A 13,085-nucleotide genomic window follows, 5' to 3' on the forward strand; every position below is an offset into this window, starting at 1 on the left:
ACTCAAACTATATTAGCGGCTTCCAAAACACCCAATTCTCGTATTTGCTATCGCCCATTTCGAAATAACATTTGCCTTTCATCGCATATTTTTGATGTTGATAGAAAGCAATGGCTTGCTTGTTTTCGTAATAAGCTGTAAGCCAAATGGCATCATAACCCAACTTTAAGATTTCTCCTTCGGCATGTTTCAGCATTTGTTTGCCCAAGCCCATTCCATGAAAATGTTGAGAGAGATACAAAACGGATAATTCGGGGGCCTTGATTTCTGGATTTGGGCATTTGGTATCAAAATCCAACTGGTAACATCCAATAGTTCTCCCTTCTTTTTCCAACAAAAAAAGTTTCTTGTCAGGATTTTGAATGATAAACTCGGTCTTTTCTTTGGTAATCTCAGTTACAAGGTAATCGGCATATTCTCCTTCAATACCATCGGTAGTATAAGTATGAAGCCAAACCTGAAGCTTCAGCATTGCAATTTTGCTGGCATCTTCAAATTTGGCTTCACGTATGATCATTTTTTCAATCATCAATTTATTATTCTACAAACTCCTTTAAATCTGAAGTTAGAATTTCTTCGATTTCCGAAAATTGATTCTTCGGAGTTTTGGTATATAACATTCCAAAAATAGAATACATTTTGTAATCCACCTTTCTCAATTCCAATGGCTGAACAAATTTACTCAACAAAGCATCGTAATTGAAACTTGCAATTTCCTTTGAAGGAATACCCGTTGAATTGTCCAGAATGACCAAAGAGTAAACTTCATCATCCATCTCCTCCAATACCTGCTTCCAATCTGGTTTGATATTTTTCAAAAAGAAGTAATAAGGATTCAGCTTAGATGCAAAATAAGTTAAATCTGCAGTGGTACACCAACCACCAAAACGCATTGGGTTTACTTCAATCGGAATCAATACTCCATTTTTGTCTACACGTACTTCAACATGTACCGGAAAGTTTTTCAAATTGGCTTCCTTACCCAAAGCCTGAACAAATTGGGTAAATGGCTCAAGATATTGCTTGATAGTTTCTTTAGATGTGTAATAAACCCTGTCGCTAACATCGGTATCCGAAGAAAACAAATGCTTCGAAATCCCTAACAAAGTAGCCTCACCCACTTCATCGAAATAAGCATCAAAAGCAAACTCTTCCCCTTCAATAATTTCTTCGATTAGAAAACTAGAAGCATTTACCACTTCAATTGGGAACAAGCTTTTCGCCTCGGTAAATTCATCTTTGATCAATTGTTTTACTCTTGCCCAATCTTCCTGATTCAGTACTTTGTGAACTCCTAAACTTAAGAAACCCACTGCAGGCTTGATGATAAAAGGCATTGGCAATTCTTCCAGTTCGATCGCATCCAATTCTTTCAAGCCCACTTCGCGAAAGAAAAAGTTGGGATACATTTTCTGAATCAGCTTGCGAAACTCAACCTTATTCTTAAACACATTGATATACTCTGGCAATTTTGTAAAGCCCAAATTCTTCACTACCCAGTTGATTGAATTTTCAGAATTGGTATACAATCTGCTATTCGAATCATTCTGAAAGTTCTTAATAATTTCTTCAGGGCTTATCAAACTTAGTTCTCCATGCTCCGTGATGTTTCCAGTATCCAAGGCAGGAAAATCATATTTTACAATGGTTTCCTTTAAGAATTTGGAAACGTAAGGTTTATCCAATAGTATCATGTGGTATGTAGTGTTTGTTTTGTCGATATGATAATATCGCAAAGCTACGAAGAAAGCTTTAATATTCATCCTGAAATCAGAAATTGCAGTTTTTTCAATCACGGCAGTGTTTGTATGCAATGATTCACTAAATTTCAGAATTGAAATCATCACTAAAAATTACATTGTGAAAGACAAAATCCTCATCGCTTATTCTATTCCTCCTCAAGGACTTTTGGAGCTCGAAAAAGATTTTGAAATAGTCTATCCTGATAAAGAATTTTTCTCTACAGAAGAGTTAATTGAACGAATTCCAGATTGCATCGCACTCTTGTCGATATTCAACAAGGAAGTTCCCAAAGAAGTAATTGAAGCAGGTAAGCAATTGAAAATTATAAGCAATTACGGAGTCGGTTTTAATAATATCGATATTGAAACGGCTAGTAAAAACGGAATTGTAGTTTGTAATACGCCTGAGGCAGTTTGTGAGCCTACAGCAGAACTTTGCCTGGCATTGATCCTGTCAATTTCCAGAGGTATTGCCAAATGTCATCATGGATTAAAAACCAATTCTGATTTTGAATGGGGCGTAATGAAAAACCTGGGAACCGGATTGCAGGGTAAAACACTCGGCATTGTGGGAATGGGTAAGATTGGTAAGTCTGTTGCCAATAAAGCCGAAGCTTTTGGTATGAAAGTAGTGTATTACAATCGCAATAAAATAGAGGATCCAAGCTACCAATATCTTGATTTTATCGATCTATTGAAACAGTCAGATGTGATTTCTCTGAATTGCCCTTTAACCGATGAAACTCATCACCTAATTGGGAAGAAGGAATTGGAACTGATGAAAGATACCGCATTGCTCATTAATACTGCACGGGGACCAGTGGTGTACGAACAGGAACTTGTTGATGCTCTTAAAAAGAACACAATAGCCGGTGCCGCTTTGGATGTGTTTGAACACGAACCAAAAATTCATCCAGAACTATTGCAAATGGAGAATGTAGTTGTAGTTCCGCATATAGGTACCGCAACAATTGAAACCAGAATAGAAATGGGCAAAGAGGCCAGTGAGAATATCATTTCCTTTTTAATTGACGGAAAAGAAAAAAACAGAGTAAATTAGAATTAAAATCATTTACAAATAGATGTTATTAGCCATTGACATAGGAAACTCCAATGTGGTTTGTGGATTATCAGACAACAACCACTGGACAGAACAATTTCGAATTCATACGGTTGCCAATAAAACTGCAGATGAGTACGAAGTGATCTATCGTACCTTACTTTCAAGTCGAAACATTAAACTCGAGCAGGTTGATAAAATCGTAGTGAGTAGTGTAGTTCCTTCATTGATTTTGCCAATTAGGGAGATGATTAAAAAGCTTTTCGGAAAAGAACCATTGGTGATTGGACCAGAGCTTTATCCAAAACTAAATATCGGAATCAAAAATCCTTACGAGATAGGAACCGATTTGGTAGCAAATGCAGTTGCGGCTCACAACAAATACAAAGGCAATTGTATTGTTGTTGATTTTGGTACAGCACTTACTTTCACTGCAATTAAAGCAGATGGAAACCTACTCGGCGTAAGCATTGCGCCCGGCTTAAAAACTGCAATGGCATCTTTATCACAGAATACTGCAAAGCTGCCCAATGTTGATATTGCAGTTCCTCCATCATGCATTGGTAAAAATACCACACATGCACTGCAAGCAGGAATTGTAATGGGTTACAAGGGTTTGGTTGAATATCTTGTAAAGGAAATCAAATCGGAATTAGAAGGCGATACAAGAGTGATTGCAACTGGTGGTTTATCAAAAGTTATGCTTCCGGTAATCGACAGCTTCGATCACCACGAACCTGATTTGACTCTTGATGGTTTAAAAATCATCGGAAATCAATTTTATAAATAATGAACAGTTATCAGTAAACAAGTCTACCAATTGCGCAACTGATAACTGATAACTGATAACTGATAACTGATAACTGATAACTTGTAAAACATGGCGATCGAAATAGAAAGAAAATTCCTAGTAAATAAAGATTTACTCCCTCTTCCTAATGATGGAAAAAAGTTGATTCAAGGATACATTTGGAGCTATCCTCAGAAGAGTTTACGCATTAGAATCGCTGGCGAAAAAGCTTTTCTTACCATTAAAGCAGGAAACGACATTTTAAAGAGGAGCGAATTCGAGTACGAAATTCCTATGACAGATGCTCATGAATTGCTTGACTTGTGTGATGCTAAAATAGAGAAAACCCGATACCTGATTCCTATGGATTCATACACTTGGGAAGTGGATGTATTCCATGGTGATAATCAAGGGTTAATTGTTGCTGAAATTGAATTGGCTTCTTCCGAAGAACAAATCCAACTTCCCGAATGGATTGATCAGGAAGTCAGCAATGATCCCAAATATTTGAATGTCTCTTTAATTGAAAATCCTTTCATCAAGTGGTGACACCAACAAGTCGGAAAAATGTCTTGCAGGAGTAATTTCGGGTCTTACAGCCTTGTAAATGCACTCCTGTATTTTTGTTCTTACATCCATTTCCATCAGTTTCGCATTGGATTCATCCGGGCAAATTCGGTTCGATAAAAAGATGTAAACCAAGTCATAATCCGGATCAATCCAAATCATGGTTCCCGTAAAACCTGTATGTCCATAACTTGACAATGAAGCCAAATTACTGGTTGGTCCATTCTCATCGGTAGGATCTAAAAATGGTTTATCAAAGCCTATCCCTCTTCGGTTCTCTCCTTCAGGATATGCTCGAGAAGTGAACTCCTGCATGGTTTCTGATCCAATGTACATTTCGCTTCCATATTCTCCTTTTTGCAGATACATTTGCGCCAACTTGGCCAAATCGCTGGCATTGCCAAACATGCCGGCATGACCTGCCACTCCACCAAGCATTGCCGATGTAGGATCATGCACATATCCTTTTATCCATTGCCTTCTAAAGAATTTGTCATTTTGAGTTGGTACAATTCGATTCATGCTAAACCTTTTCTTTGGATGATACCCCAAAGTTCCCGCTCCCAACTGGCGATAAAAATGACGATTCACATAGCTATCTACAGGTTCTCCCGATCTTTCCTGTATCATTTCTCCCATCAGGATAAAGCCCAAATCACTATACTTGTAACCATTCTTCTCGCGATAATCTGAATCTAAAATTCCTTGTACAATGGTGTCCTTGTAATTCTTGTTGATGTAGAGATTCTTGGCTACTTCAATCGGATAGGTATCCGACTTCACTTTGGATAAAACTCCTTTCTTGAATTTGTAATTTCTATCAATGTAAAGATTCCTATCAAGCTTTAGGCTGTACCTTCTGGAGTATCTTCTGCTAAAAAGTTTGTCCTTAAAACTTGCAGAATCAACAGCTTCCCAATGAAATGGCTTCCAGCTTAACAAACGGGCTTCATGCGCAAGAATCTTTCTTAAAATCAGACTGTCTTTGTTTGATTCCTTAGCCTTTGAATAGTATTTGCCAATATTGGCATCAACATCAATCCAACCTTCATCCGTCATTTGCATTAATGCCGGTAAGGTTGCTGTAATTTTGGTAAGGGAAGCCAAATCGTAAATATCTGGATTTCGAACAGGTCTTTTCTTTGCGTAAGTATGATGTCCATAAGACTTATTGAATACTACCTTACCCGAACGTGCAATCAAAATCTGACATCCAGGAGTGGCCTTTTTCTTGATGGCATCCTCTGCAATCGAATCAATTACATTCAGTTTCAAAGTACTCAAGCCTACTTGTTCAGGCAATGAATATCCCAATCGGTTGTGAGTAGTTTCAACTCCTGTTCCAACTGGAAAATCATCATTTATCGTAACTGGAAGCTTTCCTTTTGCCGCCAATCCACCAAAAACAATTTGAGCAGAAGCCATTTGCGCTTCCCGGCTATCCTGGTAAGAAATCAAAATAGCATCCAAATCATTTAAATTTTGATATTTATCCAAAGCATAAGGGTTACCAAACAGATCGAAAATCACTTTCTTGTTGGCAGATATTTCTGATAACAATTGCACCGTTTGCTCAGTGATTCCAAAATTTCGAGATGGTCTTTGATCCGTATCGTGCATACTTACAATCAGCAAATTGTATTTGTCCAGCTTCTCCTTCAAAATATCGAAATGCTCTTTCGTAGCATCCTTCTCCACCTGGTAAAAATCGATATTGGTATATCTTCCCAAATATTCCTGATATCTATTTCGAATAGAAGCTCCCATTGCAATGGAAGCTACCCTTAAGGTATCCAATCGTTTTAATGGCAATAGGTTTCTATCATTCTTCAAGAGAGTAATGGACTGTTCGGCCAATTGTCTGCGCAATATAAACCCCTCCTGCGTGTTCAGACCAGACCAAAGTCTTTCAGTATTTACAGGCTTATAGTTATGAAGTCCTAACCAATACTTGGCCTTCAAAATTTTCTTACACTTCTCATTGACTTCGTCCCAACTTAGTTCCCCTTTTTCAATTGCTGCTTTAATTTCCTTCAACGAAATTTCCACATCCTCGGTAAACAGCAAAACATCATTCCCTGCCTTTAAAGCTTTAACATCCACTTTTCCTTTGTCGTAATATTTTCGAACACCCTTCATATTTAAGGCATCGGTAAATACCAAACCTTTAAAGCCCAATTCATCTTTAAGCAAATCTGAAACAATAGGTTGCGATAAAGTTGCCACCTTCTGCTCTGAATCCAAAGCAGGAACATTCAAGTGAGAAATCATCACACCGCCCAAGCCTTGGGCAATCACTTTTTTAAAGGGATAAAGTTCAATTGAATCCAATCTTGCACGATTGTGATTCAAGATTGGTAGGTCGACATGAGAATCGGTATCCGTATCACCATGGCCCGGAAAATGTTTCCCCACTGCAATTATACCAGCGCTCTGCATTCCATTTGCAAACGCATAGGATTTGTTGGCCACATTGTATCGATCTTCACCAAAAGATCTGCTATTAATTACTGGATTGGCAGGATTATTATTCACATCCATCACCGGCGCAAAATTCACATGCACCCCCAGTCGCTTGCACTCCTTACCAATTTGTTTTCCCAAGCGGTATATCAACTCATTATCCTGAACAGCACCTAACATTAGCTGTCGTGGATAACTGATGGTTTGCTTCAGCCTCATCCCCAAACCATTCTCTGCATCCATACCAAGCCACATGGGTACTTTCGATAAACTTTGATACCAATTGCTCAATTCGGCCTGCTTTCCTGGTTCTCCATGAAAAAAGATAATTCCACCAATCTGATACTTGTCTACCAATGCAGCAATACGCTCTGTTTCCTTTTTGTTTTTGTTGGAATAAGCCGCAATCATGAACAATTGGGAGATTTTTTCATCCTCATTCATGGTAGAAAAGATGGAATCTGCCCAATGATTAGACCTATTCAATTGATCAACCAACAGATACTGATCTTGCACATAATTTTGAGCCGCTAAAGAGAAAGCAAGCAAATAGAAAAAAAATAGTATTAATATCCTTTTCGGAGAAAATATATAAAGCATAAAAAATTCGTTAATCCTGTTCACCACGGGGTATAACAAAATTATAAAACGCCCATGAATAAAGAGAATGATTGATCACTAAAAAAACTGAATTTGTAAATTTTTTAAATGCAAAAAGGGGGCCAATAGAAAAAGGGGCACTGCCCCTTCTCAATTACTTACAACTAAAATCATATTAAAAACTTGAATCTAGGATCGAACCAAGTGCAATATGCGAAACTATAATCGGGATGTTTTTTCCCTGATTCAGAAGTAAATTTATTTTACTCACCTTAAAAAAACAAGTGTCAAGTTTGCCAAGTTTGACAAATTGAGCATAATATCACCTTTACACCACATAAGCTATTGAGTTATAAATCAAGTAGAATCAAGCAATAACAAGCTTTATCCAATGTTTTCTATTTTGATTTGTCTTGCAAAATGACTATTTTAAGACATAGCCACTGTATACCTTAACCCTTAAAAAACAATCACCATGAAAAAGATATTCTGCACTTTTATATTACTATCCACAGTAATTATTTCAATTGCCCAAAATCATGCCGCAAAAGAACTTAGCATTGATGATCAAACCGCATTAAAGTTGACAGCTACTGTTCAAGTATCTTCTGACAATTACAATAATCTTAAGAATTGGGTGCTTTCAACCGAAGCAGTCGAATTGGAAATGATCAATGAAAAAGCTGGAGAAGCCAGGCTTAAAGGAAATAGTTTAATTTACTTAAGTGAGAATAAGTCGACTTTTCAAACCAGAATGTACTACACGCTAAGTTTGAAAGAGCAAAACAACCAGTTGCAAATCGAAATTAAAGATGTGTATTACCTTTCCTTGCCTGTAAATGGAAAACAAGGAACAGCCTCTCTAATTTCCTACCCTTCTGATTGGTTCTCCAAAGAGAAGCTTTATAAGAAATCAGGAAAAGAGCGATACCTTAATTCAATTGTAAAGAAGAACACCATTTCTAAAATTAATGAGTTGATGGATTCGGCTTTGGCTTATATGAATTAAAAATTTTCACGCAAATCTCGCGAAGACATATATCGAAAGAACGCAAAGGTGAATTTTCATCTTTGCGTTCTTCGTATGTTATACTTTCTCAATCATTATTTCCAAAAAAATAGTTCTCCTTTCGGGCATTGGAAGGTCAAGCTGATTAGACACAGAAAAATTTTAGAAAGACGGGGAAGCTGAGAACTTGTTCGAAGATCACCCCGCCGCACTTAAATTTTTCAAGTATAAGTAGTTTGATCTTACTCGCCCTAGAGTTTTTGCCTACTTTTTCATCAATGGAAAAAGTAGGAGCCCCTGCGGCTTGAGCAAACTAACAAAAAGACATTCCTAGTTTATTCTCTTAATAAGCTAACAGCTTCCTTAATCTCCTCAATCGCACTAACAATCTTCTCCTCGCTGGTATATTTCCCAACCGATAATCTCAAAGTTCCCATAGCATATTCGAATGGCACATTCATTGCATCAAGCGTTGCTGAAATTTTTACTGCATCGGAATGACAAGCAGCTCCTGCCGAGGCAGCAACGTTTGGCATATTATCAAGAACATCTGCAGCTCGCAGGTTCTTAAAAGAGATACTCAAGGTATTTGGCAAAGATAATTCTGCATTCCCATTAATTCTAAAATCCCCTAATGGCTCCAAGCCTTCTCGCAATAGGCGAATTAAATTTCTCTCTCTTTCCATTCTACTTTCCGGAGCTATCATTGCCAATTCTGCAGCTTTGCCCAAACCTACAACTTCCAGAATATTTTCCGTTCCGGCTCTGCGGTTCATTTCATGATCGGCACCATGAATTAACTTTTGCAGCTCCATGCCTTCACGAACATATAAGGCTCCAATCCCTTTGGGTCCATAGAACTTATGACCTGCTACAGTCAGCAAATCAACGCCCAATTCTTTCACATCTACAGGCACTTTTCCAACCGCCTGTGCACAATCGCTATGTACTGCAATATTATGCTTTTTCGCCAAAGCCGATATTTCTTTCAGTGGCTGCAAAGTGCCCACCTCGTTATTGGCATACATCACCGATATCAAAATCGTATCAGGACGAATGGCATCTTCCACATCCTTAAGTCTAAGTCTTCCCGTTTTGTCAACAGGTAAATAGCTCATCTCAAACCCCTCCTGTTCCAGAAATTTACAAACCTCGATAATGGCAGGATGTTCTATTTTTGTTGTGATAATATGTCTGCCCTTATCCTTGTTTCGAAAAGCATATCCCTTTAATGCGTAATTGTTCGACTCGCTACCTCCACTGGTAAACACAATCTCCTCACTTTTGCAGTTCAACAGCTTCGCTACATTCTCACGAGCCTGCTCAACCGCCTTTTTGGTTTGCTGCCCATACCAATGTGAACTTGACGGATTTCCAAAATATTCAAATAAATAAGGCTGCATGGCTTCTGCAACCTCTTTGGCTACCGGTGTGGTGGCGTTATAGTCTAGGTATATCATTTTGTTCGGGTCTTTTTGCTGTGAGTCACATTTCAGTGCTTAATTATTCTTCTTAATACTAAGTAATATATTACTATACCTTGAATAATGCATTTGTACTGATTCTCCTATGTTAACCTGATCATATAATTCCTTAGAAACTTCAAATCGTGTGTTTTTTATGATTAAGTACATTAAGTAATTCTTTTTCATTTCTTGACTCCATAGTTTTGGAAAAAGATCACCAAGTATTGGAATATGCAATGTTCCACTTCCTGCTTCATATGAAGTTCTGTCTTCTTTCTTCTGAACTGTATGTATTTCTATCTTCTTTTCACCACTTTTCAGGTCTTTAAAATATTTTCGATTAATTAGATAGGATATTATTATTAGGCAAGTCACCACCGAAGCATTAATTAGAATGAATGTTATCGTACTTGGATCAACACCTTCACCTAACACCAGATAGATACTTTCAAGAGCAGCAAATGCTAAAAACAAAGTTGGGATAATATAGCCCGCCCTTGTCATGTATTTGATTTCTTTTATATCTGTATCTGTTAAATTCTTAATCATCATTGTGAGTTTTGTGTTTCCTTACTTACTGCTAACTTATTTTTCGCCACTGAAATTACAAAACAATAATCCCCAAGCAAAACATTCTAATTAATATTTATTATCAATTAACGAAAATTCATTTTTATCTACATAATGACTTCAATCAAAACAAAGCCCTCAGCTAAAGCAGAGGACAATTGGAAACGGCTAGTGCTTAATTCATCCCCCTGCCTTGGGTTTTAACCCAAGGATTTTTTTTTAATCAAGATCACTCAAACTCTTTGTTATTTAGATCAATAATTTTTGCCATTACCAATTGTCGAGAGTTCATTTTTGTCACAAATTTGGGTTTACAAATCGTCGAGAGTTCATTTTTGTCACAAAACTGGCTTTACAAATCATCGAGAGATCTTTTTTGTGGCGAATTTGCCATTACATTTCATCGAGAGCATTTTTTTGCGCCAAAATTCCCTTTACATTTTGTCGAGAGCTCATTTTTGTTACAAAACTGGCTTTACAAATCTTCGAGAGATCTTTTTTGTGGCGAATTTGCCATTACATTTCATCGAGAGCATTTTTTTGAGTCAAAACTGCCTTTACATTTTGTCGAGAGATAATTTGTGTCTCAAATTCTATCGGAATGCATTTTCTAGCTTAGGCCCATGCAGGGCTTATATAACAAACACCACCCCAAAAGGGCAATGCCCTTTGTTATTGTTTTGAGCCTTTCAGGCTCATCCTTTGTGTTCTTTGTGAAACACCTTTGTGCCCTTCGTGGTTAACCTGCTGAGGTTAGCATTAATCCTTCACCACCCTAAATTCAGTTCGTCGGTTCAAGGCCTTGCCTTCTTCAGTATTGTTGTTGGCTATTGCCTTGCTCGATCCAAATCCTTTGTACAGCAAGCGATCCTTTTCAATTCCTTTGGCAATTAGGTAATCGCACACAGCTTTTGCTCTGTTTTCCGATAAGCTCAGGTTGTGTTCTTCCGATCCGGTATTGTCGGTATGTCCCGATATCTCAACAATCAAATCCTGGTTCTGATTCATCAGCTTGTACAGGATAGACAATTCGCTCTCCGATTTTGGCAGAATTTCCCATGAATCGGTATCAAAAAACACATTTCGAAGTACAATTTCGCTTCCTGTAACCAGTTTCTGAAGACCAATATTTAATTCTTGCGGTTGATTCTTTTCCTGATTTTCTAACAGCGAAAAATGATCCGAATAATACAAATATCCCTCGCTCTCGGCGGCAAACAAATACTCTTTCCCTGCAGGCAAGCACACCAAGTATTTCCCATTTACCCGATCCGAATGAATTCGCCCAAGCGTATCTTTCGAACTCAAATCGATCAATTGCAAAGAAGCATACAAGTTTTCCTTTGTATCCACATCGTATATCTTGCCTTTCAGCCACGAAACCATTGGCGGTTGATGCTCCTTGGGCAAATCAAACACAAAAATATCCTTTCCTTTTCCTTCCAACCTGTTCGATGCAAAGTAAGCCTTATCGCTTTTTGCATTGATTACCAATCCCAATTCCTCGCCATGCGTATTAATCGGATACCCCAGGTTTTCTGGCTCCGACCACTTCCCATCTTCTTGCTGCATTAGCTTAAACAAGTCGTAAGATCCCATGCCCGGCAGTCCATCCGAAGCAATCACCAAATACTGGTTGCTGGCATGAATAAAAGGCGACATCTCATTGTTTGCCGTATTAAAGTTCATATTTTCAGGTTTCGACCACCTTTGTCTGCCATCGGCTAAGTTCTCCATCAATTCCGATCGCCAAATGTCCATCTTCCCTTTTCCGCTTTTGCGATTGCTCACAAAATAAAGCACTCTCCCATCGGCCGAAATACTTGGTTGCGCCTCCCATGCTGCCGAGTTTATGGTCGGTCCTAAATTTCGAGGCTTCGACCACCTGTCTCCCTCTCGAACCGAATAGTACAGGTCGCACCTGCCTAATCCATCCTTTCTGCCACATGCAGTAAAATACATGAATCTTCCATCCGCCGTTATGGATTGTGCCCCTTCGTTGCTTGTGGTATTAATAATTTCCGATAATCCTTTTGCTGGTCTCCATGCTTCTTCCTCCTTTAAGGATATCCAAAAATCCTCTTGCAGCTCCAATTTTACTTGCGTAGATTTTTCGGCCGGACTCAATCGGGTAAACACCAACACTTCCTCATCGGCAGTTAAGCTAGGCCAGTATTCATCGTACTTGGTATTGATTGCATCCCCAATATTTATAGGTTTAAAATCCACTGGATTGGCAATCATGTTCATCGCAAAATCACAATTCTTAATCCGCTTTTGCGCCTTCGCCTTATTCCTCGATGAGATTTTTGAGAAGGACAGAAAGTCTTGAAACTTGTCTTTGGCCTTTTGATACTCTCCTTGCTTTAGGTATGCATTCCCCAGGTTAAAATGCACTCGTGGAAAATAAGATCCATCTATTGCTATTGCTTTCTGATAAGCTTCAATTTCAGCCTTACTGTCCTTTAGCGTATAATACACATCTGCCTGAAAAAGATAAGCCTCAATAAACTTGTCGTTCACCTCTAATGCCTTGCTTAAACTTTCCAAAGTTTTCTGATTATCCCTGTTTCGATAATACTGCCCGGCCTCTTCGTAAAAGTGTATTGCCCTGCGAGATTTGATACTGTATTTCTTCTGCGCAAAAGAAACATTCACCATCAAAATCACCAGAAAAAATATTGTGCTCTTTTTCATCTTTCTATAATGTCACATTTGTTATTAAACCTACTGTACCATTCAGTCCTGCTATTCGGGCATTGGAAGGACAAGCTGCTTATACGAAGAAAAGTTTTAGTAAGACGGGGAAGCTGAGAAC

10 protein-coding genes are annotated in these 13,085 nt (G+C 38.2%); 4 read left to right on the top strand and 6 right to left on the bottom strand.

Translation table 11 applies throughout. The features are described from left to right. Nucleotides 1-7: 7 nt before the first annotated feature. Both DF185_RS08395 and DF185_RS08400 read right to left on the bottom strand, forming a co-directional pair. Nucleotides 8-529 carry a GNAT family N-acetyltransferase gene (locus DF185_RS08395; RefSeq protein WP_110360307.1) on the bottom strand — a complete coding sequence of 174 codons (522 nt, stop codon included), beginning with the start codon at nt 527-529 and terminating at the stop codon, nt 8-10. 7 nt (nt 530-536) lie between these two features. Then, nucleotides 537-1,844 carry an ATP-grasp domain-containing protein gene (locus DF185_RS08400; protein ID WP_110360308.1) on the bottom strand — a complete coding sequence of 436 codons (1,308 nt, stop codon included), beginning with the start codon at nt 1,842-1,844 and terminating at the stop codon, nt 537-539. A 16-nt stretch (nt 1,845-1,860) separates the two neighbouring features. Here DF185_RS08400 and DF185_RS08405 point away from each other — a divergent pair, with 16 nt between their 5' ends. The 3 genes from DF185_RS08405 to DF185_RS08415 all read left to right on the top strand — a co-directional run bounded on the left by DF185_RS08405 (nt 1,861) and on the right by DF185_RS08415 (nt 4,141). Beyond that, nucleotides 1,861-2,802 carry an NAD(P)-dependent oxidoreductase gene (locus DF185_RS08405; RefSeq protein ID WP_110360309.1) on the top strand — a complete coding sequence of 314 codons (942 nt, stop codon included), beginning with the start codon at nt 1,861-1,863 and terminating at the stop codon, nt 2,800-2,802. A gap of 22 nt (nt 2,803-2,824) precedes the next feature. Continuing rightward, on the top strand, nt 2,825-3,592 hold the full coding sequence (locus DF185_RS08410; RefSeq protein ID WP_110360310.1) for a type III pantothenate kinase: 768 nt from the start codon (nt 2,825-2,827) through the stop codon (nt 3,590-3,592). A gap of 90 nt (nt 3,593-3,682) precedes the next feature. Beyond that, nucleotides 3,683-4,141: a CYTH domain-containing protein gene (locus DF185_RS08415; RefSeq protein WP_110360311.1), complete on the top strand. Its 459-nt coding sequence runs from the start codon at nt 3,683-3,685 to the stop codon at nt 4,139-4,141. Here DF185_RS08415 and DF185_RS08420 read toward each other — a convergent pair. Beyond that, complete coding sequence (locus DF185_RS08420; protein ID WP_110360312.1) at nt 4,112-7,222, bottom strand: serine hydrolase domain-containing protein; 3,111 nt, start codon at nt 7,220-7,222, stop codon at nt 4,112-4,114. The two genes, DF185_RS08415 and DF185_RS08420, sit on opposite strands and share 30 nt — an antisense overlap. 475 nt (nt 7,223-7,697) lie before the next feature. Here DF185_RS08420 and DF185_RS08425 point away from each other — a divergent pair, with 475 nt between their 5' ends. After that, complete coding sequence (locus tag DF185_RS08425) at nt 7,698-8,231, top strand: hypothetical protein (RefSeq protein ID WP_110360313.1); 534 nt, start codon at nt 7,698-7,700, stop codon at nt 8,229-8,231. 335 nt (nt 8,232-8,566) lie between these two features. Here DF185_RS08425 and DF185_RS08430 read toward each other — a convergent pair whose 3' ends face one another. From DF185_RS08430 to DF185_RS08440, 3 genes are all read right to left on the bottom strand, one after another. After that, on the bottom strand, nt 8,567-9,691 hold the full coding sequence (locus DF185_RS08430) for a cysteine desulfurase family protein (RefSeq protein WP_110360314.1): 1,125 nt from the start codon (nt 9,689-9,691) through the stop codon (nt 8,567-8,569). Nucleotides 9,692-9,730: 39 nt separating this feature from the next. Beyond that, entirely contained in the window at nt 9,731-10,246 is a 516-nt protein-coding gene (locus tag DF185_RS08435) for a hypothetical protein (protein ID WP_133250001.1), read from the bottom strand. Nucleotides 10,247-11,026: 780 nt separating this feature from the next. Then, entirely contained in the window at nt 11,027-12,964 is a 1,938-nt protein-coding gene (locus tag DF185_RS08440) for an OmpA family protein (protein WP_110360316.1), read from the bottom strand. Nucleotides 12,965-13,085: the final 121 nt, after the last annotated feature.

The sequence above is a fragment of the Marinifilum breve genome, from assembly GCF_003202155.1.
In the GTDB taxonomy this organism is placed as follows: Bacteria; Bacteroidota; Bacteroidia; order Bacteroidales; family Marinifilaceae; genus Marinifilum; species Marinifilum breve.